The 24,321-nt window shown below is 70.1% G+C and carries 23 protein-coding genes; 8 read left to right on the forward strand and 15 right to left on the reverse strand.

The window, feature by feature from the left end:
* Nucleotides 1–53: 53 nt before the first annotated feature.
* Genes INQ48_28155 through INQ48_28175 form a run of 5 tightly spaced genes read left to right on the forward strand, consistent with a single transcriptional unit; the run spans nt 54 to nt 4,919 of the window.
* Nucleotides 54–1,202 carry a CoA transferase gene (locus INQ48_28155; protein QRF57136.1) on the forward strand — a complete coding sequence of 383 codons (1,149 nt, stop codon included), beginning with the start codon at nt 54–56 and terminating at the stop codon, nt 1,200–1,202.
* A gap of 41 nt (nt 1,203–1,243) precedes the next feature.
* Entirely contained in the window at nt 1,244–2,158 is a 915-nt protein-coding gene (locus INQ48_28160; protein QRF57137.1) for a hydroxyquinol 1,2-dioxygenase, read from the forward strand.
* Nucleotides 2,155–2,961 carry a citryl-CoA lyase gene (locus INQ48_28165; GenBank protein QRF57138.1) on the forward strand — a complete coding sequence of 269 codons (807 nt, stop codon included), beginning with the start codon at nt 2,155–2,157 and terminating at the stop codon, nt 2,959–2,961. Before INQ48_28160 ends, INQ48_28165 begins: the two co-directional genes overlap by 4 nt.
* Nucleotides 2,958–3,908: a tripartite tricarboxylate transporter substrate binding protein gene (locus tag INQ48_28170; GenBank protein ID QRF57139.1), complete on the forward strand. Its 951-nt coding sequence runs from the start codon at nt 2,958–2,960 to the stop codon at nt 3,906–3,908. The genes INQ48_28165 and INQ48_28170 overlap by 4 nt, the downstream gene beginning before the upstream one ends.
* Nucleotides 3,909–3,953: 45 nt before the next feature.
* Complete coding sequence (locus INQ48_28175) at nt 3,954–4,919, forward strand: tripartite tricarboxylate transporter substrate binding protein (protein ID QRF57140.1); 966 nt, start codon at nt 3,954–3,956, stop codon at nt 4,917–4,919.
* A 7-nt stretch (nt 4,920–4,926) separates the two neighbouring features.
* Here INQ48_28175 and INQ48_28180 read toward each other — a convergent pair whose 3' ends face one another.
* Complete coding sequence (locus tag INQ48_28180; GenBank protein ID QRF57141.1) at nt 4,927–5,847, reverse strand: glyoxylate/hydroxypyruvate reductase A; 921 nt, start codon at nt 5,845–5,847, stop codon at nt 4,927–4,929.
* A gap of 54 nt (nt 5,848–5,901) precedes the next feature.
* Nucleotides 5,902–6,291 (reverse strand): hypothetical protein, encoded by a 390-nt coding sequence (locus INQ48_28185; GenBank protein QRF57142.1) that lies wholly within the window; start codon nt 6,289–6,291, stop codon nt 5,902–5,904.
* Between the two features lie 119 nt (nt 6,292–6,410).
* Between INQ48_28185 and INQ48_28190 the strand changes: the two genes are divergently transcribed.
* Nucleotides 6,411–6,725, forward strand: coding sequence for an EthD family reductase (locus INQ48_28190; protein ID QRF57143.1), 315 nt, complete (start codon nt 6,411–6,413; stop codon nt 6,723–6,725).
* Nucleotides 6,726–6,771: 46 nt separating this feature from the next.
* Here INQ48_28190 and INQ48_28195 read toward each other — a convergent pair whose 3' ends face one another.
* The 7 genes from INQ48_28195 to INQ48_28225 form a co-directional block, all read right to left on the reverse strand.
* Nucleotides 6,772–7,752 carry a DUF4349 domain-containing protein gene (locus INQ48_28195; GenBank protein ID QRF57144.1) on the reverse strand — a complete coding sequence of 327 codons (981 nt, stop codon included), beginning with the start codon at nt 7,750–7,752 and terminating at the stop codon, nt 6,772–6,774.
* Between the two features lie 118 nt (nt 7,753–7,870).
* Nucleotides 7,871–9,871: an acetyl/propionyl/methylcrotonyl-CoA carboxylase subunit alpha gene (locus tag INQ48_28200; GenBank protein QRF57145.1), complete on the reverse strand. Its 2,001-nt coding sequence runs from the start codon at nt 9,869–9,871 to the stop codon at nt 7,871–7,873.
* Nucleotides 9,864–10,535, reverse strand: a complete 672-nt coding sequence (locus INQ48_28205) for a DUF4126 domain-containing protein (GenBank protein ID QRF57146.1) — start codon at nt 10,533–10,535, stop codon at nt 9,864–9,866. The genes INQ48_28200 and INQ48_28205 overlap by 8 nt, the downstream gene beginning before the upstream one ends.
* Nucleotides 10,536–10,551: 16 nt before the next feature.
* Nucleotides 10,552–11,352 carry an enoyl-CoA hydratase/isomerase family protein gene (locus tag INQ48_28210; GenBank protein ID QRF57147.1) on the reverse strand — a complete coding sequence of 267 codons (801 nt, stop codon included), beginning with the start codon at nt 11,350–11,352 and terminating at the stop codon, nt 10,552–10,554.
* 13 nt (nt 11,353–11,365) lie between these two features.
* Complete coding sequence (locus tag INQ48_28215) at nt 11,366–13,015, reverse strand: methylcrotonoyl-CoA carboxylase (GenBank protein QRF57148.1); 1,650 nt, start codon at nt 13,013–13,015, stop codon at nt 11,366–11,368.
* A gap of 138 nt (nt 13,016–13,153) precedes the next feature.
* Nucleotides 13,154–14,827 carry an AMP-binding protein gene (locus INQ48_28220; protein ID QRF57149.1) on the reverse strand — a complete coding sequence of 558 codons (1,674 nt, stop codon included), beginning with the start codon at nt 14,825–14,827 and terminating at the stop codon, nt 13,154–13,156.
* Between the two features lie 60 nt (nt 14,828–14,887).
* A complete protein-coding gene (locus INQ48_28225; protein QRF57150.1) occupies nt 14,888–16,060 on the reverse strand; it encodes an isovaleryl-CoA dehydrogenase in 1,173 nt (390 codons plus the stop codon).
* Nucleotides 16,061–16,201: 141 nt separating this feature from the next.
* Here INQ48_28225 and INQ48_28230 point away from each other — a divergent pair, with 141 nt between their 5' ends.
* The gene (locus tag INQ48_28230; protein QRF57151.1) at nt 16,202–17,272 is read left to right on the forward strand and encodes an AraC family transcriptional regulator; all 1,071 of its coding nucleotides are present in this window, start codon (nt 16,202–16,204) and stop codon (nt 17,270–17,272) included.
* Nucleotides 17,269–17,811, forward strand: coding sequence for a hypothetical protein (locus tag INQ48_28235; protein ID QRF57152.1), 543 nt, complete (start codon nt 17,269–17,271; stop codon nt 17,809–17,811). The genes INQ48_28230 and INQ48_28235 overlap by 4 nt, the downstream gene beginning before the upstream one ends.
* Nucleotides 17,812–17,821: 10 nt before the next feature.
* On the opposite strand, the gene INQ48_28240 is transcribed toward INQ48_28235, so the two are convergent.
* The 6 genes from INQ48_28240 to thiC form a co-directional block, all read right to left on the reverse strand.
* Nucleotides 17,822–18,793: a tripartite tricarboxylate transporter substrate binding protein gene (locus tag INQ48_28240; protein ID QRF57153.1), complete on the reverse strand. Its 972-nt coding sequence runs from the start codon at nt 18,791–18,793 to the stop codon at nt 17,822–17,824.
* A gap of 48 nt (nt 18,794–18,841) precedes the next feature.
* Complete coding sequence (locus tag INQ48_28245) at nt 18,842–19,903, reverse strand: aromatic ring-hydroxylating dioxygenase subunit alpha (GenBank protein ID QRF57154.1); 1,062 nt, start codon at nt 19,901–19,903, stop codon at nt 18,842–18,844.
* 127 nt (nt 19,904–20,030) lie between these two features.
* A complete protein-coding gene (locus INQ48_28250; protein QRF57155.1) occupies nt 20,031–20,867 on the reverse strand; it encodes a helix-turn-helix transcriptional regulator in 837 nt (278 codons plus the stop codon).
* An 83-nt stretch (nt 20,868–20,950) separates the two neighbouring features.
* Complete coding sequence (locus INQ48_28255; GenBank protein QRF57156.1) at nt 20,951–21,277, reverse strand: thioredoxin family protein; 327 nt, start codon at nt 21,275–21,277, stop codon at nt 20,951–20,953.
* A gap of 109 nt (nt 21,278–21,386) precedes the next feature.
* Nucleotides 21,387–22,076 carry an HAD family phosphatase gene (locus tag INQ48_28260; protein QRF57157.1) on the reverse strand — a complete coding sequence of 230 codons (690 nt, stop codon included), beginning with the start codon at nt 22,074–22,076 and terminating at the stop codon, nt 21,387–21,389.
* Between the two features lie 324 nt (nt 22,077–22,400).
* Nucleotides 22,401–24,281, reverse strand: coding sequence for a phosphomethylpyrimidine synthase ThiC (gene thiC / locus INQ48_28265; GenBank protein ID QRF57158.1), 1,881 nt, complete (start codon nt 24,279–24,281; stop codon nt 22,401–22,403).
* Nucleotides 24,282–24,321 lie beyond the last annotated feature (40 nt).

The following is a 24,321-nucleotide window of genomic DNA, read 5'->3' on the forward strand; positions in this document are numbered from 1 at the left end:
TTCGCTCCCATCCCGCGAGGGCATGACACGACACGACAGCAGGAGACACACGAGTGCACAAGGTCCTCAGCGGCATCAAGGTGCTGGAGCAAGGCACGTTCATCACGGGACCGGCGGCCGGCATGTTCCTGGCCGACCTCGGCGCCGAGGTGGTCAAGGTGGAGCAGCCCGGCAGCGGCGATCCGTTCCGTTCGTTCCGCGGCGGGCTCTACAGCCCGCACTTCCAGACCTACAACCGCAACAAGCGCAGCGTCACGCTCAACCCCAAGCTGGCCGAGGACGCGGCAGTGTTCGACGAGCTGGTGAAGGACTCGGACGTCTACATCCAGAACTTCCGCCCCGGCGCGGCCGAGCGGCTGGGCGCGGGCGAGGCGCGGCTGCGCGAACTCAATCCGCGGCTGATCTACTGCGCCATCAGCGGCTTCGGCCAGACCGGCCCGGCCGCGGCGCGCCCGGCCTACGACACGGTGGCGCAGGCGGCCAGCGCCTTCCTCAAGCTGCTGGTGAACCCGGCCAATCCGCGCGTGGTGGGCCCGGCCGTGGCCGACGCGATGACGGGCTTTTACGCGGCCTACGGCGTGCTCGGCGCGCTGGTCGAGCGCGGGCGCACCGGCCAGGGCCGCAAGGTCGAGGTCTCGATGCTCGAGGCCATGTGCCACTTCAACCTCGACGCCTTCACCCACTACTTCTCCGAGAACGAGATCATGGGTCCGTTCAGCCGGCCCAGCGTCTCGCAGTCGTACGTGCTCGAGTGCGCCGACGGCCTGTGGATCGCGCTGCACATGTCCTCGCCCGAGAAGTTCTGGCAGGGCCTGGCCAACGCGATCGAGCGGCCCGACCTGTTCCAGGACGCGCGCTTCGCCACGCGCGAGGGCCGCATCGCGCACCAGAACGACCTGATCGCGCTGCTCGACGGCCTGTTCCGCGCGCGCACGCGCGCCGACTGGTGCGCGCGGCTCGAGGCCGAGGACGTGCCCCATGCGCCCATGTACGACACGCGCGAGGCCATGGAGGACCCGCAGGCGCGCCACCTGCAGCTCGAGGTCAGCGCGCCCCATCCCGAGGGCGGCGACTGGCGCACCATCCGCTCGCCCGTGAGCTTCGACGGCGAGCGCGCGCTCGAGGTCACGGCACCGCCGGTGCTGGGCGCCGACAACGCGGCGATCGTCGAACCCATACGCCGACGCCTGCGGCAGCGCTGACGCATTCCCACCCCAGAAGAAGAGAACGGAGACAAAGCCCCATGACCCCATCGAACGCCGACGAGCTGACCCGGGCCGCGCTGCAGCGCCTGGAAGGCGCGGCCGACCCGCGCTTCGCGCGCATCATGCAGTCGCTGATCGAGCATCTGCACGCCTTCATCCGCGAGGTCGACCTGCAGCCCGCCGAATGGATGGCCGGCATCGAGTTCCTCACCGCCGTCGGCCAGGCCTGCGACGACAGGCGCCAGGAGTTCATCCTGCTGTCGGACACGCTGGGCGCCTCGATGATGGTGGTGATGCTCGATCAGTTGCGCGCCGCCGCGCGCGCCGGCAGGAACGGAGAGGCGCTGCCCGCGACCGAGACCACCGAGGCCACCGTGCAGGGCCCCTACTACTGGGACGGCGCGCCCGAGCTGCCGCTGGGCGCCGACATCGCGCCGGGCGTGCGCGGCGAACCGGCCTTCTACAGCGGCCGCGTCAGCGACACGCGCGGCGAGCCGCTCGCGAACGCGCTGCTCGACGTCTGGTCGGGCGACGGCGAGGGCGTCTACGACATGCAGGTCGAGGGCGCGGGCATGGCGGCGCGCGCGCGCATCCGCACCGACGCCGAGGGCCGCTACTGGTTCTGGTCGATCAAGCCCTCGTACTACCCGGTGCCGGTCGACGGCCCGGTGGGCCGCATGCTCGACGGCATGGGCCGCCATCCGAACCGGCCCGGCCACATCCACATGAAGGTGGCGGCCGAGGGCCACGTGCCGGTGACCACGCACCTGTTCGTCGCGGGCAGCCCCTACATCGACTCCGACGCGGTGTTCGGCGTGCGGCCCAGCCTCGTCGTCGACTTCGAGGCCCATGCGCCGGGCCGCGCGCCCGACGGCCGCGCGCTCGAGCGGCCCTACTGGTCCGCGCACTACGACTTCCATCTGCAACCCGCCACCTCGAACGCCCTCTCATGAAAATCGGCAAATCCACCGTCCCGCGCACCGCCATCTGCACCTCGGACGAACACACCATCGTCGTGCGCGGCCAGGACCTCTGCCGCGACCTGATCGGCCGCGTCTCGTTCTCGGACTACTTCTTCCTGCTGCTCACCGGCCGCCGTCCCGACGCGGCCTGCAGCGCGGTGCTCGACGCCACGCTGGTGGCGATCGCCGAGCACGGCCTGGTGCCCAGCGTGCAGGCCAGCCGCATGACCTTCGCGGCCGCGCCCGATGCGCTGCAGGGCGCGGTGGCCGCGGGCATCCTGGGCTGCGGCTCGGTGATCCTCGGCGCCTCCGAAACCGCGGGCCGGCTGTTCGCCGGCGTGGCGGCGCGCGTCGACGCGGGCGAAGCGCTCGACGACGTGGCGGCCGACACCCTTCGCGCGTTGAAGGAAGGCCGCCAGGCCATCCCCGGCTACGGCCATCCGCTGCACAAGGCCAACGATCCGCGCGTGGACCGGCTGATCGAGGTCGCGACCGAGGCCGGCGCCAACCTGCGCTACGTGCAGATCGCGCAGGCGCTCGAGCGCGCCATTCCCGCCATCGTGGGCCGCGAGCTGCGCATGAACGTCTCGGCCGCGATCCCGGCCGTGCTGCTGGGCGTGGGCTTCCCGGTGGCCTCGCTGCGCGGCGTGCCGATCCTCGCGCGCACCGCGGGGCTGATCGCGCACCTGGCCGAGGAGGCCGAGTCGCCGAGCGGCTTCGCGCTGTCCTACCAGGCCACGCGCGAGCTGCAGTACGAGGGCGAGCTGCCCGCCGGTTTCGGGAGCGCCGCATGAAGCGCCGCCTGCTGCTGGCCGGCGCGCTGCTGGCCACGGGCGCGGCGCTCGCGCAGGCGCCGGGCGCCGCGCGGCCGCTGAAGATCGTCGTGCCCTTCGGCGCCGGCACCTCGACCGACATCGTCGGCCGCATCCTGGCCGATGCGCTGGGCCGCCAGCTCGGCACCGGCGCGATCGTCGAGAACAAGCCCGGCGCGGGCGGCGCCATCGGCAGCGAGCAGGTCGCGCGCGCCGGCGCCGACGGCCAGACCCTGTTGCTGGGCACGGTGGGCACGCACGCCATCAACCCCTCGCTCTACAAGCGGCTGAGCTACCAGCCGCTGCGCGACTTCGTGCCGCTGGGCTTCATCGGCGCCACGCCCACGCTGCTGGTGGTGCCCGCCGGCTCGCCGTGGAAGCGCGTGGCCGACCTGGGCAACGCGAACGGCAACGTGAACTTCGCCTCGGCCGGCAACGGCACCTCGGGCCACCTGGCCGGCGAGCTGCTCAACGTGCGGCTCGGCAAGAGCTTCATGCACGTGCCCTACCGCGACGGCGCGCAGGCCATGACCGAGCTGATGGCCGGCAACGTGCAGTTCATGTTCTATCACCCGGCCGCGGTGCTGCCGCAGGTGCGCGCGGGCAAGCTGCGCGCGATCGGCGCCTCGGGCGCGAAGCGCAGCGCCGCCGCGCCCGAGGTGCCCACGCTGATGGAGCAGGGCGTGAAGGACTTCGACCTCGTCGCCTGGTTCATGTTGTACGCGCCCGCCGGCATGCCCGCCGCGCAGCGCGACCGGCTGCGCGAGGCCACGCGCCAGGTGCTGGCCCAGCCCGAGGTGCGCGAGAAGCTCGCGCAGCAGGGCATCGAGCAGGCCGAGATGAACGCCGACCAGCTCGACGCCTTCGCGCGCACCGAGATCGCCAAGTGGGGCGAGGCGGTGCAGCGCTCGGGCGCGCAGGTCGATTGATCGGTTCGAAAAAAAAAGCGGGACCTCCCGCGACAGGAGACAGACATGCGTACCCGATTCCAATGGCTGGCCGGCCTCTTCCTGGCCCTGGCCTGCAGTCTCGCCCTGGCCCAGGGCACGGCCTGGCCCAACAAGCCGATCCGCATCGTGGTGGGCTTCGCGCCCGGCACGCCGCCGGACATCTTCGCGCGGCTCTACGGCGACTACATGGGCAAGCAGCTCGGCGTGCCGGTGGTGATCGACAACAAGCCGGGCACGGCCGGCAACCTCGCGTCCGACACCGTGGCCAAGGCGCCGCCCGACGGCTACACCTTCCTCTACAACCTCTCGACCGCGTTCACGATCAATCCCTACATCTACGCCAAGCTGCCCTTCGATCCGCAGAAGGACCTGGTGCCGGTCGCCACCACGATGCGGCAGGGGCTGGTGCTGATCGCGAGCCCGAAGCTGCCCGCGAAGTCGATCAAGGAACTGCTGGCCGCCGCGAAAGCGAAGCCGGGCTCGATCTCGCATGCCTCCTACGGCGCGGGCAGCCCCTCGCACCTGATCGTGGAATGGCTCAAGGACGAGACCGGCACCGACATGCTGCACGTGCCCTACCGCGCGAGCCCGGTGGCCGACGTGATCGGCGGCCAGGTCGACACGGTGATGGAGCCGATCGCCACCGGCTATCCGCTGATCAGCAGCGGCCGCGTGCAGGCGCTGGCCTATTCGGGCCCGAGCCGGCATCCGGCCATGCCCGAGGTGCCCACGCTCGCCGAGGTGGTGCCGGGCCTCACGATGACCTCGTGGCACGGCCTGTGGGCGCCGGCCGCGACGCCGGCCGCGATCCAGCAGCGCTTCAACGCCGTGATGATCGAGGCCAGCAGGGACCCCGATCTCGCGAAGCGCATCCGCGAGCTCAACAGCGAGCCGCTGGGCCTCACGCAGGCCGAGATGACGGCGGCGCTGCGGCGCGACGCGGAGATCTACAGCCGCATCGTGAAGGCGAAGAACATCCGCGTCGACTGAGCGGCGCTCAGTAGCCGCGCACCGGATCGACCACGCCTGCGACCGGCAGCCCCTGCTCCATCGCGCGGATCTTGCCGGCGATCTGCGCGATCGACTCCTCGCGCAGCGTGCGCGCCGAGCCGTGCGGCGTCACGACGATCTTGGGATGGCGCCAGAAGGCATGGTCGGCCGGCAGCGGCTCGACCTGGAACACGTCGAGCGTGGCGCCCGCGAGCTGGCCGCCGTCGATCAATGGAATGAGGTCGTCCTCGACCAGGTGCGCGCCGCGCGCGATGCTGATCAGGTAGCCCTCGGGCCGCAGCTTGCCGAGCGTCTCGCGGTTGAGGATGCCGCGCGTGGCCTCGGTCAGCGGCAGCAGGTTGACCAGCACGCGCGTGGACGACAGGAACTCGTCGAACTGCGCCTCGCCGCTGAACACGCGCACGCCCTCGATCTGCTTGGGCGAGCGGCTCCAGCCCAGCACCGGGAACTCGAACTGCGCGACCGCCTTCGCGACCCGTTCGCCGAGCACGCCCAGGCCCATGATGCCGACCGGGAAGTCGCTGCGCGCCTTCGGGCGGCGGTAGCTCCACTTGCCTTCGCGCGCATCGGCCTCGTAAGCATCGAACTCGCGGAAGTGGCGAATCAGCGTGTGGCACACGTATTCGGCCATCTGCACCGACATGCCCGCGTCGTCGAGCCGCACGATGCGCGTGCCGGTTGGAATGCGGAGCTTGAGCAGCGCGTCGACGCCGGCGCCGATGTTGAAGATGCCGCGCAGCGCGGGCTGCTCGTCGATGAACTGCTGCGGCGGCGCCCACACGACCGCATGGTCGGCCTGCGGCGCGCCGGGGCGCCAGGCTTCGATCTCTGCGTCGGGCAGTTCGGCCTTCAGGCCTTCGATCCAGGGGTCGGGACGGTTGTCGGTGAGGTAGACGGTGATTCGCATGGAGCGAATCTTAGAGGCCCCAAGCGGCGGCGGCGGTCGCCGAGGCGGCCCTCCTCACCACTCGCGCCATTCCTCGGTGATGTCCTCGCCCTCGGTCTCCAGGCCCGCATGGCCCGCGGCCGCGATGATCAGCTCGCACAGGTCCTCGCGCTGGTCGGTCTCGATCAGGCTGCCCTCGCTGTCCTCGTTGAGGCGGTTGAGCTGCAGCACCACGCGCTCGACGGCCGCGAGGATCGCGGCGTCGCGCTTCGCCTCCGAGGCCTCGTCGATCGCCGCCAGCGTCGCGAGGTACTCGTCGACGATCTCGGTGCAGCGGTCGACCTCGGCCTGCGTGTAGCCGGGGTCGAATTCGGGATCGTGGTCCGCGTCCTCCTCGTCGTTGCGCATGTAGTCGACCATGCTCGCGAGGGTCTTGTCCTTCAGGGCCTGCAGTTCGGGTGTCATCGGTCTGTCGCTCCGTTCGTCTAAGAGATCGCCGCACGAGCGCCGGGGGCGACAGCCCACGCCTTGTGTGCCCATGCGCCATCTCCTATGCTCGATCGTTCAATCCGGAGACCCTACCCATGATCAAAGTCAGTGTGATGTACCCCTACACCGAAGGCGCCCGCTTCGACCACGATTACTACCGCGACAAGCACATGCCCCTGCTGAAGGCGCGCATGGGCGACGCCTGCAAGTCCTACACCATCGACAAGGGCCTGGCCGGCGGCGCGCCCGGCGCCAAGCCCACCTACGTCGGGATGTGCCACGTGTTCTGCGATTCCGTCGAGGCCTTCCAGGGCGCCTTCGGCCCGCATGCCAAGGAGATCCTCGGCGATGTGAGGAACTACACCGACATCGCGCCGGTGATGCAGATCAGCGAAGTGGTGGTCGGCTGAACGGCCGCCCGCCCACCCTCGCTTCCCTCGCGCCGGTGCCGCCGCCTCAGGCGGCCCTGGCCTGGCGCCGGCGCAGCCACAGCCGGCGCACGCCCCACAGCACGGGCACCAGCAACAGCAGCCACGGCAACACCGCCGCCACGAAGGTGATCAGGCTGCCCACGCTCTCGGCCAGCACGCGGCCCGCGTTGCGCAGGGCCTGCGTCATCGGGTTGTAGCTCTCGCCGCCGCCGACCAGCGCGCGCACGGTGGTGAACTGGATCTGGATGTGCTGCTTGCTGGTCTGCTGCTGCAGCACCTTGCGCTGCGTCGCCGAGGCATCGAGCTCGGCCTGGGTGTCGGCCAGCGTGCGCTGGATCTGCAGCAGGTCGGCCATGGTGCGCTTGGTGGTGGTGTCGCGCAGCATGACGCGCAGGCTGTCGCGGAACTCGGTGCGGTTCTTGATGCGCGCCTCGACGTCGATCACCTCGGCGGTCTTGTCCTCGCTGGTGGTGTTGTGCGCCACCACCTTCGCCACGCCCGCGAGGCCGGCCAGCAGCTTCTCGACGTCGGCCGGCTCCACGCGCATCTCGAGCGTGGCATTGCCGGCCTGCTGCGGCGTCTCGCGCAGCAGCGAGGACGACAGCAGCTCGCAGCGCAGGGTGCCGCAGAGGTCGCGCACCTTGCCCCAGGATTCGGCGAGCTGGTCGGGCGCGACCTCGACGTTGAGGTCCTGGCGGATCGCGAGGTAGCGCTGCAGCGGCGCGCTCTCGCCCGCCTGCTTCCCGGCCTGCTGGTCGAGCGACATCGCGACGGGCGCGGGCGCAGGCGGCGCGGACTCGGCCATGCGCCTGGACTCCATCGCGCCGCCGGCCGCGTAGTTGCCCGAAGGCCGGGCCGCGGCGGCATCGACTTCCGCGGCCGCGTCGCGCCGCTCGCAGGCGCCGAGCGTCAGCGCCGCGGCCAGCGCGAGCAGCAGCACGCGCGGGCGGGCGCCGAGGCGCTGGAAGGGGGAGAACGAAGAGAGCTGCGGCGGGCGATGCGTCATGAAGAATCCTTCAAGGGAAGTGGGCATCGCGGTGATACGGCCTGTCGGCGGCGCCGGGGTTAAAGCGGCGCCGCCATCTGGTAACAGCTTGCAAGCCCCGTGGACCGGGGCCGCTCATTCAGGCCGCTGCGGCCATGCGCAGCAACTCGTCGCCCTCGGCCACCTGCTCGCCCGGCGCGAACAGCAGCTCCTCGACCGTGCCGTCGGCCGGCGCGGCGATGGTGTGCTCCATCTTCATCGCCTCCATCACCGCCAGCGGCTGGCCGCGGCTGACCTTGTCGCCGGCCTTGACCGCGAAGGACACGACCTTGCCCGGCATCGGCGCCGTGAGGCGGCCGCCCTCGGCCTGCGTGTCGCCCGCATGGGCGAGACGGTCGATGGCGGTGATGCGGGTCGCGCCGCCCGCGGCGAACACGTGCGCGGTGGCATCGTCGAGGTAGACGTCGAGCGTCTGGCGCTGGCCCGCGAACTCGAGCTCGATCTCGCCCGCGGGCAGGCGGCCGACGACCAGCGGACCGGCCACGCCGCCGGCCTCGAGCCACAGGCTGCCGTCGCGCTTGTAGGTCAGCAGCGCGCTCTGCTCGGCGCCGCGGAATTCGAAGTCGAAGCGGCGCGTGTATTCGCCGAGCGCGCGCCAGCCGTCGCGGCGCGCGAAGGGATCGATGCTGCCGGCCGGCGCCGCGGCGAGCGCGGTGCGCGCCACGGCCGCGGCCGCCGCCAGCGGCAGGCCCAGGGTCTCGCGGTCGAACAGCACGGCGCGCTCGCGCTCGATCAGCGCGGTGTCGAGGTTGGCCTTCGAGAACGACTCGGTGGCCAGCACGCCGCGCAGGAACTGCACGTTGGTCGCCACGCCCACGATGTGGGTCTGCGCCAGTGCCGCGTCGAGCCGCGCGAGCGCCTCGTCGCGCGTGGCGCCGTGCACGATCAGCTTGGCGATCATCGAGTCGTAGAAGGGCGAGATCTCGCCGCCCTCGCGCACGCCGTCGTCGATGCGCACGCGGCTGCGCTGGAAGGCCGTGGCCTGCGGCTTGCGGTAGATGCGCAGGGTGCCAGTGGCGGGCAGGAAGTTGTTGTCGGGGTTCTCGGCGCAGATGCGCGCCTCGATCGCATGGCCGTGGATGCGCAGCTCGGACTGCTGCGCGGGCAGCGTGCCGCCCGCGGCGACGCGCAGCTGCCATTCGACGAGGTCGAGGCCGGTGATGGCTTCGGTCACGGGATGCTCCACCTGCAGGCGGGTGTTCATCTCCATGAAGAAGAAGTTCATCTCGCCGCCGTCGCGCTGCTCCACGATGAACTCCACCGTGCCCGCGCCCACGTAGTCCACGGCACGCGCCGCGGCCACCGCGGCCTCGCCCATCTGCTGGCGCATCGCCTCGGTCATGCCGGGCGCGGGTGCTTCCTCGAGCACCTTCTGGTGGCGCCGCTGCACCGAGCAGTCGCGCTCGAACAGGTAGACGTAGTTGCCGTGGCTGTCGCCGAAGACCTGGATCTCGATGTGGCGCGGGCGCTGCACGTACTTCTCGATCAGCACCGCGTCGTCGCCGAAGCTGTTGATGGCCTCGCGCTTGCACGAGGCCAGCGCGGCCTCGAAGTCGGCCGCCTTGTCGACCGCGCGCATGCCCTTGCCGCCGCCGCCCGCGCTGGCCTTGATCAGCACCGGGTAGCCGATGCGGTCGGCCTCGCGCTGCAGCAGCGCCGGGTCCTGGTCGTGGCCGTGATAGCCGGGGACCAGCGGCACGCCGGCCTTCTCCATCAGTTGCTTCGACTCGGCCTTCAGGCCCATGGCCTTGATCGCCGAGGGCGGCGGGCCGATGAAGACCAGGCCGGCATCGGCGCAGGCCTGCGCGAACTCCTCGTTCTCGCTGAGGAAGCCGTAGCCCGGATGCACCGCCTCGGCGTCCGTGGCCTTGGCGGCCTCGAGGATCTTCTCCCAGCGCAGGTAGCTGTCCTTCGGCGCGCTGCCGCCCAGGTGCACCGACTCGTCGCAGGCGCGCACGTGGTTGGCATGCGCGTCGGCATCGGAGTACACGGCGACCGTGCGGATCGCCATGCGGCGCGCGGTGGCAGCGACGCGGCAGGCGATCTCGCCACGGTTCGCAATCAGGATCTTCTTAAACATTGGACGAGTCTCCCGGAGGATTCTTTTTCAGTTGAAACGCGGGCACGACACCCGGATCGGGCCGGCCGCTGAAGATGCGGGCGACGCGGGAGAACAGCGCCTTGAGGAAGCGCCAGCTCTTGCGGGTCAGCCACACGCTCGCGACCAGCACGAGCACGAACAGCACGAGGAAGACGAAGGGATGCGCCACGGCCAGCCACAGGCCCGCGGGCACCATGGTGTCCTCCACCAGCGAGGCACCCACGTTCGAGAACGGCTCGGGCGAGGTGTTGATGGCCGCGCGCGTGGTGGCCTTGGCCGCATGCGCGGTGGCCGCGAAGCCGCCGCCGAGCAGCGCCGCCACCAGCGCCATCGCGCCGTGGTCGACACCGAACACGCTGGCCGCGAGCGCCGCGCCGGCCGGAATGCGGATCGCGGTGTGGACCACGTCCCAGAGCGAATCGAGCCCCGGGATCTTGTCGGCGAAGAACTCGACGAACACCATGAAGCCGCTGGCCGCGATCACCACCGGATGCGCGAGCAGCTGCAGCCCGCCCGGCAGCGGCACCCAGCCGAGGTAGCCGACCAGGCCCGTGAGCAGCACCACCAGGTACAGCCGCACGCCGCTGGCCCAGCCGATGGCGGCGGCCAGGGCGAGCAGTTGGGGCATGTCGAGCGCGGTCATGGGATGAAGGGGCCGGTCAGGACGACGCGCCCGCAAGCCAGGACGGCTTGCGCTTCTGCAGGAAGGCCTGCACGCCCTCGCGGCCCTCGTCGCTGGCGCGGATGTCGGCGATGCCTTCGACCGTCTTCGCGATCAGCGCGTCGTCGATCTCGCGGCCCGCCACGTCGGCCACCAGCTGCTTGCAGGCGCGCACGGCGGCCGGGCTCGCGCCGGTCAGCGCCTTGAGCAGCTCGTCGACCTTGGCATCGAGCGCATCGGCCCCGACCACCTCGTGCACGAAGCCGATGCGGTACGCCTCGACGGCGCCGAAGCGCTCGGCCGTGAGGAAGTAGCGCTGCGAGGCGCGCGTGCCCATGGCGCGCAGCACGTAGGGGCTGATGGTGGCGGGCACCAGGCCGATCCTGACCTCGCTCAGGCAGTACCAGGCGCTGTCCACGCTCACGGCCATGTCGCAGGCCGCGACCAGCCCCATGCCGCCCGCGTAGACGTCGCCCTGCACGCGCGCGATGGTCGGCTTCGGGCACTCGGCGATGGTGCGCAGCATGGCGGCGAGCTTGCCGGCGTCGGCGATGTTCTCGTCGCGGCTGTAGTCGGCCATGCGGCGCATCCAGTTGAGGTTGGCGCCGGCGCAAAACGCCGGGCCGTCGGCGCCCAGCACGATGGCCTTGACCTGCGCCGCCGCGCCGGCCTCGGTGAAGGCCCGCGTCAGCTCGGCGATGACCACGTCGTCGAAGGCGTTGCGGGCCTCGGGCTGGTCGAGCCAGATGCGCGCGACGGCGCCGTCGATCGCGAGGCTCAGCTTAGTGAAGTCGCTCATGCCGCGTTCCTCCTCACATGCGGAAGATGCCGAACTTCGGCTCGGGGATCGGCGCGTTGCGCGCGGCCGCCAAGCCCAGCGCGAGCACGCGGCGCGTGTCGGCCGGATCGATGATGCCGTCGTCCCACAGCCGTGCGGTGGCGTAGTAGGGGTGGCCCTGGTCCTCGTACTGCTGGCGGATCGGCGCCTTGAAGGCCTCTTCCTCGTCGGCGCTCCACTGGCCGCCCTTGGCCTCGATGCCGTCGCGCCGCACGGTCGCGAGCACGCTCGCGGCCTGCTCGCCGCCCATCACGCTGATGCGCGCGTTGGGCCACATCCAGAGGAAGCGCGGGCTGTAGGCCCGGCCGCACATGCCGTAGTTGCCGGCGCCGAAGCTGCCGCCGATGATGATGGTGAACTTCGGCACGTTGGCGGTGGCCACGGCCGTCACCATCTTGGCGCCATGGCGCGCGATCCCCTCGTTCTCGTACTTGCGGCCCACCATGAAGCCGGTGATGTTCTGCAGGAACACCAGCGGCGTCTTGCGCTGGCAGCACAGCTCGATGAAGTGCGCGCCCTTATGCGCCGATTCGGAGAACAGGATGCCGTTGTTGGCGACGATGCCCACCGGCATGCCCTCGATCTCGGCGAAGCCGCAGACCAGGGTGGCGCCGAAGCGGGCCTTGAACTCGTGGAACTCGCTGCCGTCGACCACGCGCGCGATGATCTCGCGCACGTCGAAGGGCTTGCGCGTGTCGGTGGGGATCACGCCGTAGAGCTCCTCGCGCGGGAACGCGGGCTCGCGCACTCCACGCGTTCGGGCTGAGCTTGTCGAAGCCTGTCCCGGCACTTCGACAAGCTCAGTGCGAACGGATCTGGACAGGTTCAGGTTGGCCACCGCCGAGCGCGCGAGCGCCAGCGCATGCAGGTCGTTCTGCGCCAGGTGGTCGGCCACGCCCGACAGCCGCGTGTGCACGTCGCCGCCGCCCAGGTCCTCGGCCGTCACCACCTCGCCGGTGGCCGCCTTCACCAGCGGTGGGCCGCCCAGGAAGATGGTGCCCTGGTTCTTCACGATGATCGATTCGTCGCTCATCGCCGGCACGTAGGCACCGCCCGCGGTGCACGAGCCCATGACCACGGCGATCTGGCCGATGCCCTGGGCGCTCATGTTGGCCTGGTTGTAGAAGATGCGGCCGAAGTGCTCGCGGTCGGGGAACACCTCGTCCTGGTTCGGCAGGTTGGCGCCGCCCGAGTCGACCAGGTAGATGCACGGCAGGCGGTTCTGCTCGGCGATCTCCTGCGCGCGCAGGTGCTTCTTCACCGTCATCGGGTAGTAGGTGCCGCCCTTCACGGTGGCGTCGTTGCACACCACCATGCAGTCGACGCCATTGACCCGGCCGATGCCCGCGATGATGCCGGCGCCGGGCGCGTCGCCCTTGTACATGCCGTGCGCGGCCAGCGGCGACAGCTCGAGGAAGGGCGTGCCCGGATCGAGCAGCTCGGCCACGCGCTCGCGCGGCAGCAGCTTGCCGCGCGCCGTGTGCTTGGCGCGCGCGGCCTCGCCGCCGCCTTGCGCAACCGCGGCGAACTGCGACTGCAGGTCGTCGACCAGCGCGCGCATGGCGGCGGCGTTGGCCTGGAAGTCGGCCGAGCGGGCGTTGAGTTTGGTTTCGAGTTGGGTCATGGTGAAATCAAATTCGGGGGCAGGACGCAGAGGACGCGAAGGTTTCGCAAAAGGCGCGAAAGAATTCAATCAAAAGATTTGGCTGTCCTTTTGCGTCCTTCGCGAAACCTTCGCGTCCTCTGCGTCCGGACCCCGTATTCATGCAGTCCGCGCTTCGTCGAGGCCGAGCTCGGCCTTCATCTCGTCGCGGATCTTGAACTTCTGGATCTTGCCGGTCACGGTCATCGGGAAGGCCGGCACGAAGCGGATGTACTTCGGCACCTTGTAGTGCGCGATCTGGCCCTTGCAGAACTCGCGCACCTCTTCCTCGGTGACGCTCTGGCCGGGCTTGGCGATGATCCAGGCGCAGAGCTCCTCGCCGTACTTGCGGTCGGGCAGGCCCACCACCTGCACGTCCTGCACCTTGGGATGGCGGTAGAGGAACTCCTCGATCTCGCGCGGATAGATGTTCTCGCCGCCGCGGATCACCATGTCCTTGATGCGGCCCACGATGTTGACGTAGCCCTCGGCGTCCATGGTCGCGAGGTCGCCGGTATGCATCCAGTGCTCGGCATCGATGGCCTCGCGCGTCTTGGGTTCGTCGTCCCAGTAGCCGTGCATCACCGAATAGCCGCGCGTGCAGAGCTCGCCCGACTGGCCCGGCGGCATGGTCTCGCCGGTCTCGGGGTCGACGATCTTCACCTCGAGGTGCGGCTGCACCGTGCCCACGGTCGACACGCGGCGGTCGAGCGGCGTGTCGGTGCTGCTCTGGCAGCTCACCGGGCTGGTCTCGGTCATGCCGTAGGCGATGGTGATCTGCTCGAGGTGCATCTCGCTGACCACGCGCTTCATCACCTCGATCGGGCACGGCGAGCCGGCCATGATGCCGGTGCGCAGGGTCGAGAGGTCGAACTCCTTGAAGCGCGGATGGTCGAGCTCGGCGATGAACATCGTGGGCACGCCATGCAGGCCGGTGCACTTCTCGGCCTGCACCGTCTCGAGCACGGTCAGCGGATCGAAGCCGTCGTTCGGATAGACGATGGCCGAGCCGTGCGTGAGGCAGGCCAGGTTGCCGAGCACCATGCCGAAGCAGTGGTACAGCGGCACCGGGATGCACAGCCTGTCGTCCGGCCCGAGCTTCATGCACTCGCCGATGAAGAAGCCGTTGTTGAGGATGTTGCGGTGCGTCAGCGTCGCGCCCTTGGGGAAGCCCGTGGTGCCGCTGGTGAACTGGATGTTGATCGGGTCGGTGGCCTTCAGCGTCTTCTGCACCGCGGCCACCTTCGGGTCGGCCGCGTCGCCGCTGGCCAGCAGCGCCGAGAAGCGCCGCATTCCGGGCACCTCGGCGCCCTCGCCAGCCTTGTCGATCCAGAAGGTGTGGGCCAGTTGCGGCAGCCGCTTCGGGCCGAGCTCCTGCAGCATGCCGAGGTAGTCGCTGGTCTTGAATTGCGCCATCGTCACCAGCGCCTTGCAGCCGACCTTGTTGAGCGCGTATTCGAGCTCGGCGGTGCGGTAGGCGGGATTGATGTTGACGAGGATCAGGCCGACCTTGGCGGTGGCGATCTGCATCAGCACCCATGGCGCGTTGTTGTGCGACCAGATGCCCACGCGGTCGCCCGGCGCGAGCCCCAGCTTCAGCAGCGCGCTGGCGAGCCGGTCCGACTCGGCCTGCAGTTCGCGGTAGCTGAAGCGCAGGCCTTCGTGGCGGCTCACGAGCGCCTCGCGATCGGGTTGCCGCTCGACCATGGCGTCGAAGAAGTCGCCGATGGTCTGTTCGATGAGGGGGACGTCGGTGGCGCCCTTGCCGTAGCTCTCGGTCAGTGCTGCAGTCATGTTGATGTCCTTGTCTCCTTGCCTTGCCTCTTCTCCTCTGGGGGAGGGAGAAAAACCGAACTAAGCGGTCTCTGCGAACAGCTCGCGCCCGATCAGCATGCGCCGGATCTCGCTGGTGCCGGCGCCGATCTCGTAGAGCTTGGCATCGCGCCACAGCCGCTCGACCGGGAATTCCTTGGTGTAGCCCACGCCGCCGAGCGCCTGGATCGCCTCGCCGGCCATCCAGGTCGCCTTCTCGGCCGAGTAGAGAATCGCGCCGGCCGCGTCCTTGCGGAAGGTGCGCGCATGGTCGTTGCGGTCGCAGGCCTTGCCCACGGCGTACACGTAGGCGCGCGTGGCCTGCCAGGTCGAGTACATGTCGGCGATCTTGCCCTGCATGAGCTGGAACTCGCCGATGCTCTGGCCGAACTGCTTGCGCTCGTGGATGAAGGGCAGCACCGCATCCATGCAGGCCGCCATGATGCCCAGCGGGCCGCCAGAGAGCACGGCGCGCTCGTAGTCGAGGCCGCTCATCAGCACCTTCGCGCCCTGGCCCTCGCCGCCGAGCACGTTCTCCTCGGGCACCTCGCAGTTGTCGAAGAACAGCGGGAAGGTGTTGGAGCCGCGCATGCCGAGCTTGTCGAGCTTGGTGCCGGCCGAGAAGCCCTTGAAGCCCTTCTCGACGATGAAGGCGGTCATGCCGCGCGCGCCCATCTCGGGCTCGGTCTTGCCGTAGATCACCAGCGTGTCGGCGTCGCCGCCGTTGGTGATCCACATCTTGCCGCCGTTGAGCACGTAGTAGCCGTCCTTCTTCTCGGCCTTGAGCTTCATGCTCACCACGTCGGAGCCGGCATTGGGCTCGCTCATGGCCAGCGCGCCCACGTGCTCGCCGCTCACCAGCTTGGGCAGGTACTTCTTCTTCTGTGCCTCGCTGCCGTTGCGGTGGATCTGGTTCACGCACAGGTTCGAGTGCGCGCCGTACGACAGGCCGACCGAGGCCGAGGCGCGCGACACCTCTTCCATCGCCACGATGTGCGCGAGGTAGCCGAGCTCGGTGCCGCCGTACTCCTCCTTCACGGTCATGCCGTGCAGGCCGAGGTCGCCGAGCTTCTTCCAGAGGTCGTGCGGGAACAGGTTCTCGCGGTCGATGTCCGCGGCGCGGGGCGCGATTTCATTCGCGGCGAAGTCCTGGATCGCGCTGCGCAGCGAGTCGATGGTCTCGCCCAGGTCGAAGTTCAGGCCGGGATCGTGCATGGGTGTTGTCTCCTCTGAAGGGGGCCGGCGCGTGGGGCTGCCCGCGCCACGACGCGCTGGAAAGGCGCCAGCTTACGCCTCGCGGCGCCGCAATTGGCGCCACAATGGTTGCAATTTGCGCCACGCCGGCACCGCCTCGCCATGTCCTCCCCCTCCTTCCTCCGCCCCGCCCGCGCGGTCACGCCGATGGCCTTCGTGCGAGCCATCGTCAAGGGCTACGAGCGCTACTGCCAGGACCCGTCCGAGGCGCTGAAGGCGGCACAGATCACGCCGCGCGAGCTCGCGCGGCCCGGCGCGCGCGTGACGGCGGCGCAGTTCGAGGCGCTGTCGGGCCATGCGATGCAGGAGCTCGACGACGAGGCGCTGGGCTGGTTCTCGCGCCGCCTGCCCTGGGGCAGCTACGGCATGCTGTGCCGCGCCTCGCTGACCTCGCCCGACCTCGGCGTGGCGATCAAGCGCTGGTGCCGCCACCACCGGCTGCTGACCGAGGACATCGGCCTCGCGCTCGAGGTGACGGGCGGCGTGGCCACGCTGCGCATCACCGAGAACCGCCCGCTCGACCCGGCCTTCCGCGAGTTCTGCCTCGTGACCAGCCTGCGCTTCATGCACGGCTACATGTGCTGGGCCATCGACTCGCGCATCTCGCTGCGGCAGGCCGGCTTTCCCTTTCCCGCGCCGGCGCACCGCGACGCCTACGCGGCGATGTTCACGCCCGAGGTGCGCTTCGACGCGGCGCGCGCGAGCATCGCCTTCGACGAGCGCTACCTCGCGCTGCCGCTGCAGCGCGACGAGCGCGCGCTGCGCACCATGCTCAAGCGCGCGCTGCCGCTCACGATCCTGCAGTACCGGCGCGACCGGCTGCTGGGCCAGCGCGTGCGCGAGCTGCTGCGCTCGCGCGCCGCCGAGACCACCACCGCCGAGGCGCTGGCCACGCTGCTCAACGTGTCGAGCCGCACCCTGCACCGCCAGCTGCAGGAGGAAGGCAGCTCGCTGCAGGCGCTCAAGAACGAGGTGCGCCACGAGCTCGCGGTCGACCTGCTGCGGCGCACCCACCGGCCGATCAAGCAGGTCGCGCTGGCGGCGGGCTTTCGCAACGAGAAGAGCTTTTCGCGCGCCTTCCTGCAATGGACGGGACTCGCGCCCAGGGACTTCCGCCAGCAGGCGGCCACGCCCGCGCCCGGACCGTCACGCACCCGGGACCTCCCTCCATGAACGGCTACACGCGGATTCGCAGGCTCCGGGTCTTCGGCGCCCGGGTCTACATCCACTGGTCCGCCCTTCTGCTCGGCCTGGGCCTGTTCCTGCTGTGCATCCGCACGCCGCTGCTCGCGGTCCTCACCATCGTCTCGTACTTCGGCATCATCTTCCTGCACGAGGCCGGCCACGCGGGCTTCGCCCGCCGCATGGGCTACCGGCCGTTCGCGATCTACCTCGGCGTGATCCATGGCGTGTGCGACTACGAGGAGCCCTACAGCCACAAGGACGAGGCCATCGTCGCCTGGGGCGGTGTTGCCGCGCAGCTCGCGGTGGCGCTGCCGCTGATCGCGCTGGCCGCCACCACGCCGCTGGCGAGCGTGCGCGGGCTCGGCCCGGTGATCGCCTTCCTCGGCTACTTCAACCTCGTGTTCGCGCTGCTCAACCTGGTGCCGGTGGCGCCGCTCGACGGCGCCAAGGCCTGGGCGCTGATCCCGATCGCGCTGGCCGAGCGGCGCCACAAGGCGCAGGCCGCGCGCCGCTCCGGCAAGCGCTGAACCGCGGCGCTCACTGCGCCTCGATGCTGAGTTCGCGCATGCGCCGCGTGATGACGTCCAACTCGGCGCGGTAGGCGCTCGCGAACTGCTCGGGCGTGCTGTTCATGATCTCGAAGCCGCGGGCCACGAACTGCTGGCCGACCTCGGGCGCGCCCACCACCTCGCGCACCTCCTTCGCGAGCCGCTCCACGATGGGCTTCGGCGTGGCCGCGGGCGCCAGCAGGCCGATCCAGACGTTGCTGTCGTACAGCGGATCGTCGAAGCCCAGCTCGTGCATCGTCGGCACCTGCGGCAAGGTGCTCGAGCGCTGCCGCCCGAGCACGGCCAGCGGCACGATCTTGCCGCCCGGCACATGCTGCATCGCGCTCGCCACCGACGACAGGCCGATGTCGACCGTGCCCGACAGCAGGTCGGTGACCACCAGCCCCTCGCCGCGCTGCGGCACGTGCACCATGCCGCCGCCCAGGCTTCGGTTGAGGCTCTCGCCGGCCAGGTGGCCGAGGCCGCCGATGCCCCACGAGGCATAGCTGAGCTTGGCGCCGCCGGAGCCGGCCTTGGCCTTGAGGTCGGCGAGGCTGCGCAGGCCCGAGCCTGGATGGGTCGAGATCAGCGCCGGGCTGCGCACGATCTGCGTGATCGGCGCGAAGTCCTTGCGCGGGTCGTAGGCCAGCGTGCGGTAGAGCGCGGTGTTGTTGATCTGCGAGTCGGTGATCGTCATCAGCAGCGTGTAGCCATCGGCCTTGGCGCGCGCCACCTCGGCGGCGCCGATGGCACCGGCCGCGCCCGCCTTGTTGTCGATCACCACCGGCTGGCCCAGCGCCTTCGACAGGCGTTCGCCGACGGTGCGCGCCACGTAGTCGGTGGCGCCGCCGGCCGGATAGGGCACGACGATGCGGATCGGCCGCGACGGGTAGGCCTCCTGGGCGGCGGCGGGAACGGCGAAGGCCAGCGCGGCGCAGGCGATCGAAAGCAGCTTGAGCATGGGTCTTGTCTCCTCGTTGGGTTCTTGTGGGGTCCGGTGCGCAGCGCGTCAGCAGCTCGCGGCGCGCTCGGGCTGCGAGGGCACCTCGTTCCGCCGCTCGTCCTCGAGCGCCTGCGCCACCAGCCGGCGGAACTGCACCAGTGCCGAATCCATGGCCAGCGGCAGCATCGGCAGCAGGGGCGCGTGCTCGATGTTGCGGGCCTGCGCGGTGATCATGTCGCGGTCCTCGTTGAAGGCCACGATCAGGCTGTCGTAGAGCGTGCGCGTGAGCTGCTCGCCGCCCAGCGAGGGCCGGTGCGCCTGCTGGAAGAAGTAGTGGGTGCTGGTCTCGGTCTCGGGCGTCAGGGTCTGGCAGCTGTGCAGCTCGACGGCATGGCGCATGTCGCCCTCGGCGTCCTCCACCGGCCGGCCGCCCGACTGCATCAGCAGCGTGCCCGGCAGCACGAAGTCGTAGACGAACCAGCGGTCGAAGCGCGCATCGGGCGCGAAGGGCCGCGCGCCGGCCCAGTGCGCGGGCGGCGGCACGTTCGCCACGCGGCGCGTCACGCGCAGGCCGCGCTCGATCTTCTCGATCTCGGGCCGCGCCTGCGCGATCGCGGTCGAGCCGCCGAGCGTCTTCTCGTGCACGTAGCTCAGGTGCGAGAAGTCCAGCAGGTTGTCGCAGATCAGCAGGTAGGGCGTGTCGTAGTGCAGGTAGCCCGGGATGTGGCGCCACTCGGGGTGGTCGCACGAGAAGTTGTCGGGCAGCAGCGCCGTGTCGGCGCGCTCGGCCTCGCCCATCCACACGAACACCCAGCGGTTGCGCACCGCCACCGGATAGCTGCGCACCCGCGCGCGCGGCGGCACCGTCGCCATGCCCGGCACCTCGACGCAGGTGCCGCGCGCATCGAACTTGAGCCCGTGGTAGCCGCAGCGCACGCAGTCGCCCTCGCGCCGGCCCTTGGACAGCGGCGCATGGCGATGGCAGCAGCGGTCTTCGAGCGCCACCACCTCGCCCTGCGCGGTGCGGTACAGCAGCAGCGGCTCGCCGATGACGGTGCGGTTGAACAGGCCCTCGGCGGGAATCTCGTGGTCCCAGGCGACCACGTACCAGCAGTTGCGGATGAACATGCGCGTTCTCGTCTCCATCGTGTGCGACGAGATCGTGTGCCCGCCGCTGCCGCGATCGTGGGGCGAACGACCGGGCGGCGCGTCCCCCGCGAAGGGGACGGCGACGACGATAGTCAGCGACGGAGGGTCAGGCCGCGAGCCGCACCAGCGCGGCGCGGTCGTGGATGCCGAGCTTGAGGTAGGCGCGCTTGCGCAGCGTGACCACGCTCGAGGGCGCGATATCGAGGTCGGCCGCGATGCCGTCGGCCGTGAGCCCGCAGGCGATGCGCGCCGCCACGTCGAGCTCGCGCGCGCTCAGCGCGCCCGCCAGCGCCGCGATGCGCGCGCGGGCCAGCGCGATGCGGGTGTCCATGTCGGGCCCGACCCCGCCCGCGCCCACCAGGTTGCGGTGCACCTGCCGCAGCAGCGGCGACACCGCGAGCACGCGCTCGATCTCCTGCGGCGCGAAGCGGCCCATGGCCTCGCTGCGGTAGAGGTTGATCGAGAACGCGGTGCGCGGCGCCGGCATGTAGAGCAGCGCCAGTCGCTCCGAGAGGTGCTCGCGCTCGTAGATCTGCTGGCGCCAGCCGGCATCGGGGATGTCGGGCGAGCGCATGTGCAGCACCGTCATCGCGGCCGACTCGCGGGTCTGCACGCGCATCTGCCGCGCGATGCGCGTGGCGTCGTCGAAACGGTAGAAGTGGCGCCGGTACTGCGCGAAGCAGTCGCGCGTGACGTTGGGCGTGGCCGCGTGGAACGCGTGCCCTTCGATCTGCGCCGGTGCCTCGTCGCCGTGCGACACCAGCGAGATGAACTCCACCGGCAGCAGCGCATTGAGGAAATGCAGCATCGCGCGCGCCGGTGCCGCGTCGCGCGGCGCATCGAGCAGCAGCGAGACCGTGCGCAGGTCGAGCACGGCCGACGACGGCCGGCCGAGGGCGGCATCGGAGACCTGCCAGGTGGATTGCGGCGGCGTCGGCTGCATGCCGGGATTGTGGCGGCCGGCGGCGCGGCGCGGAATGCCTGGCGCTCGGGATTAACCCGCGCGCGATGCCACGGGAAGACGCCTCAGGCCGGCTGGGCGATCTTCGCGAGCGCCTCGGCGATCGAGGCGCTGTCGGTGGGCCGCACCAGCTTTGCGACCTCGCGGCCGTCGCGCATGAACACCAGCGTGGGCCACAGCTTCACGCCGAACGAGCGGCCCAGCGGACGCCCGCTGCCGTCCTCGACCTTGATGTGGCGCAGGCCCGCATGCTGCGAGAAGGCCTCGGCGATGTTCGGCTGCGCGGCCTTGCAGATGCCGCACCAGTTGGTGCCGAACTCGACCACCGCGGGGCCTTGCAGGGCGTCGATCTCGCTGCGGTCGGGCTGTTCGGTCTTGTACTCGGAGGTCATGCGCGGGGGCTCCTGGTGGGCATTGGAGGGTGGGCCGGCGCCGCCGGCGGCCGGGCGTGATTCGATTCGAACAGAAAGCCGGCAGCCCTGCCGCCGGTGGGTGTTCGCTTCAGCCGATGGGCCGGTGCGCCGCGAGCAGGGCCGGCAGTTCGGCCATGTCGCTGAACACCTGCACCGCGCCGACGCTGCGCAGCGCCGCGGGCCCGCTGTGGCCCGACTCGCCCGTGCTGTAGCCGAACACCGTCGCACCCGCCGCCACGCCCGCCATCGCGCCCGTGACCGTGTCCTCGACCACCGCGCAGCGCTTCGGATCCACGCCCAGCGCCGCCGCCGCCGCGAGGTACACGTCGGGCGCCGGCTTCGAGCGCGGCATCTCGTGCCCGCTGAAGACCCGTCCCGCGAAGCAGTCGAGGATGCCGACCTTCTCGAGCTGCAGCTCGACCTTGAAGCGATCCGCCCCCGAGGCGCAGGCGATGCGTCCGTCGAGCCGCTCGAACAGCGCGCGCACCGCGGCGGGCGCATTCGGAATCGCCGTCAGGTCCCGCTCCAGCGCCTCGTTGCGGCGCTCGCGAAAGCCGTGGAGCCATTCGGGCGTGATGCGAAACCCCGTCTTCGACTCGATCAGATCGGCTTCGTCCTTGACCGCCTTGCCGGTGAAGATGCGCATCGATTCGTCGGTGGTGAGAGGCCAGCCCAGTTCGCCGAGCATCTCGGCAAGCACGCGGTTGGTGATGGGTTCGGAGTCGACGAGGACACCGTCGCAGTCGAAAAGGACCGCGGCGAAAGGAAAAGAAGACATGGGGAGATGGTACCGGCCGAGCAAAGCGAAGGCCCGGCCACCACCGAATGGCCGAGCGAAGCGATGGCCCGACCCACCCCCCTCTGGCTGCGCCGAGGAGCGCAGCGTTTCGCGGATAAGGGCTCGCAGCTGTTTGAGCGAAGCGAGTTCTGCGAGACCCCGCGAAACGCGAGCACCGCAGGTTGCCCGCAGCGAAGCGGAGGGACGCAGACAGTGGGGTCGCCTTCTTTTGCTTACTTTTCTTGGCGAGACAAGAAAAGTGAGTCGCCCGCCGGGGCGAGTCCCGGCCAACGACCGAAGCAAGAAGCAAAAAGGCAGAACCCCTCAGACCGCCCGAATAGGGATGTACATCTCCCCCCCACCCGCCACGAACTCCTTCGACTTCTCCTCCATCCCCGTCTCCACAGCCAGCGCCTCCGCCACCCCCTTCGCCGCAGCGTACTCCCGCACCTCCTGCGTGATCTTCATCGAGCAGAACTTCGGCCCGCACATCGAACAGAAGTGCGCCACCTTGCTCGAATCCTTCGGCAGCGTCTCGTCGTGGAATTCGCGCGCCGTATCCGGATCGAGCCCCAGGTTGAACTGGTCCTGCCAGCGGAACTCGAAGCGCGCCTTGCTCAGCGCATCGTCGCGCGAGCGCGCCCCCGGGTGCCCCTTCGCCACGTCCGCCGCATGCGCCGCGATCTTGTAGGCAATGATCCCCTGCTTCACGTCGTCGCGGTCGGGCAGCCCCAGGTGCTCCTTCGGCGTCACGTAGCACAGCATCGCCGTGCCGGCCCAGCCGATCATCGCCGCGCCGATCGCGCTCGCGATGTGGTCGTAGCCCGGCGCGATGTCGATCGTCAGCGGGCCCAGCGTGTAGAACGGCGCCTCGTGGCAGTGCTTGAGCTGCTCGTCCATGTTCGACTGGATCATGTGCATCGGCACGTGGCCCGGGCCTTCGATCATGGTTTGCACGTCGTGCTTCCAGGCGATCTGCGTGAGCTCGCCGAGGGTGCGCAGCTCGGCGAACTGCGCCTCGTCGTTGGCATCGGCGCCGCTGCCGGGGCGCAGGCCGTCGCCGAGCGAGAAGCTCACGTCGTAGGCCTTCATGATGTCGCAAATGTCCTCGAAGTGCGTGTAGAGGAAGCTCTCCTTGTGGTGCGCGATACACCACTTCGCCATGATCGAGCCGCCGCGCGAGACGATGCCCGTCATGCGGTCGGCCGTCAGGTGGATGAACGGCAGCCGCAGCCCGGCGTGGATGGTGAAGTAGTCGACGCCCTGCTCGGCCTGCTCGATCAGCGTGTCGCGGTAGATCTCCCAGGTCAGGTCCTCGGCCACGCCGCCCACCTTCTCGAGCGCCTGGTAGATCGGCACGGTGCCGATGGGCACCGGGCTGTTGCGCACGATCCAGTCGCGCGTGGTGTGGATGTTCTTGCCGGTCGACAGGTCCATCACGTTGTCGGCGCCCCAGCGGATCGCCCACACCAGCTTCTCCACCTCTTCCTCGATGCTCGAGGTGACGGCCGAGTTGCCGATGTTGGCGTTGATCTTCACCTTGAAGTTGCGCCCGATCGCCATCGGCTCCACCTCGGGGTGGTTGATGTTGGCGGGGATGATCGCGCGGCCGCGCGCCACCTCGTCGCGCACGAACTCGGGCGTGATGATGCGCGGGATGCTCGCGCCCATGGGGTTGCCGGCCACGCGCTTCGCGCGCTCCTCGTTGGCGAGGTACTCGGCCATCCACTCGCGCTTGCCGTTCTCGCGCAGCGCCACGTACTCCATCTCGGGCGTGACGATGCCGCGGCGCGCGTAGTGCATCTGCGTGACGTTGGCGCCCGACTTCGCGCGGCGCGGCGTGCGCTGCAGCGCCGAGGCGCCGGCGCGCAGCTCGGCCAGGCGCTGGGCATCGCGGTCCTCGTTCTTCGCGCCGTCATCGAGCGCATGGTGCGTGCGCCCCTCGTAGCTCTCGGTGTCTCCGCGCTCCACGACCCAGGCACCGCGCACGTCGGGCAGGCCGCGGCGCACGTCGATCTCGACCTTCGGGTCGGTGTAGGGGCCCGAGGTGTCGTAGAGCGACACGGTCTCGCCGTTGGTGAGCTTCACGTCGCGCACCGGCACGAACAGGTCGGGCCGGCTGCCGGGGATGACGCACTTGTGCGACGCGGGGAAGGGCTCGCGCGTGAGCGAGAGCAGGGAGGTGAACTTGTCGGGGGCATTCATGCGGGGCACTCCTTGTGGATGGAAAGGGTGCTCCGCAATC

Origin of the sequence: Variovorax paradoxus (genome assembly GCA_016806145.1) — a bacterium.
In the GTDB taxonomy this organism is placed as follows: domain Bacteria; phylum Pseudomonadota; class Gammaproteobacteria; order Burkholderiales; family Burkholderiaceae_C; genus Variovorax.

What these genes read in the sequence shown, in the direction of transcription:
- INQ48_28160 (QRF57137.1), top strand. Translation starts at nt 1,244, where the DNA reads ATGACCCCATCGAACGCCGACGAGCTGACCCGGGCCGCGCTGCAGCGC.
- INQ48_28165 (QRF57138.1), top strand. Translation starts at nt 2,155, where the DNA reads ATGAAAATCGGCAAATCCACCGTCCCGCGCACCGCCATCTGCACCTCG.
- INQ48_28170 (QRF57139.1), top strand. Translation starts at nt 2,958, where the DNA reads ATGAAGCGCCGCCTGCTGCTGGCCGGCGCGCTGCTGGCCACGGGCGCG.
- INQ48_28175 (QRF57140.1), top strand. Translation starts at nt 3,954, where the DNA reads ATGCGTACCCGATTCCAATGGCTGGCCGGCCTCTTCCTGGCCCTGGCC.
- INQ48_28180 (QRF57141.1), bottom strand. Translation starts at nt 5,847, where the DNA reads ATGCGAATCACCGTCTACCTCACCGACAACCGTCCCGACCCCTGGATC.
- INQ48_28185 (QRF57142.1), bottom strand. Translation starts at nt 6,291, where the DNA reads ATGACACCCGAACTGCAGGCCCTGAAGGACAAGACCCTCGCGAGCATG.
- INQ48_28190 (QRF57143.1), top strand. Translation starts at nt 6,411, where the DNA reads ATGATCAAAGTCAGTGTGATGTACCCCTACACCGAAGGCGCCCGCTTC.
- INQ48_28195 (QRF57144.1), bottom strand. Translation starts at nt 7,752, where the DNA reads ATGACGCATCGCCCGCCGCAGCTCTCTTCGTTCTCCCCCTTCCAGCGC.
- INQ48_28200 (QRF57145.1), bottom strand. Translation starts at nt 9,871, where the DNA reads ATGTTTAAGAAGATCCTGATTGCGAACCGTGGCGAGATCGCCTGCCGC.
- INQ48_28205 (QRF57146.1), bottom strand. Translation starts at nt 10,535, where the DNA reads ATGACCGCGCTCGACATGCCCCAACTGCTCGCCCTGGCCGCCGCCATC.
- INQ48_28210 (QRF57147.1), bottom strand. Translation starts at nt 11,352, where the DNA reads ATGAGCGACTTCACTAAGCTGAGCCTCGCGATCGACGGCGCCGTCGCG.
- INQ48_28215 (QRF57148.1), bottom strand. Translation starts at nt 13,015, where the DNA reads ATGACCCAACTCGAAACCAAACTCAACGCCCGCTCGGCCGACTTCCAG.
- INQ48_28220 (QRF57149.1), bottom strand. Translation starts at nt 14,827, where the DNA reads ATGACTGCAGCACTGACCGAGAGCTACGGCAAGGGCGCCACCGACGTC.
- INQ48_28225 (QRF57150.1), bottom strand. Translation starts at nt 16,060, where the DNA reads ATGCACGATCCCGGCCTGAACTTCGACCTGGGCGAGACCATCGACTCG.
- INQ48_28230 (QRF57151.1), top strand. Translation starts at nt 16,202, where the DNA reads ATGTCCTCCCCCTCCTTCCTCCGCCCCGCCCGCGCGGTCACGCCGATG.
- INQ48_28235 (QRF57152.1), top strand. Translation starts at nt 17,269, where the DNA reads ATGAACGGCTACACGCGGATTCGCAGGCTCCGGGTCTTCGGCGCCCGG.
- INQ48_28240 (QRF57153.1), bottom strand. Translation starts at nt 18,793, where the DNA reads ATGCTCAAGCTGCTTTCGATCGCCTGCGCCGCGCTGGCCTTCGCCGTT.
- INQ48_28245 (QRF57154.1), bottom strand. Translation starts at nt 19,903, where the DNA reads ATGTTCATCCGCAACTGCTGGTACGTGGTCGCCTGGGACCACGAGATT.
- INQ48_28250 (QRF57155.1), bottom strand. Translation starts at nt 20,867, where the DNA reads ATGCAGCCGACGCCGCCGCAATCCACCTGGCAGGTCTCCGATGCCGCC.
- INQ48_28255 (QRF57156.1), bottom strand. Translation starts at nt 21,277, where the DNA reads ATGACCTCCGAGTACAAGACCGAACAGCCCGACCGCAGCGAGATCGAC.
- INQ48_28260 (QRF57157.1), bottom strand. Translation starts at nt 22,076, where the DNA reads ATGTCTTCTTTTCCTTTCGCCGCGGTCCTTTTCGACTGCGACGGTGTC.
- thiC (QRF57158.1), bottom strand. Translation starts at nt 24,281, where the DNA reads ATGAATGCCCCCGACAAGTTCACCTCCCTGCTCTCGCTCACGCGCGAG.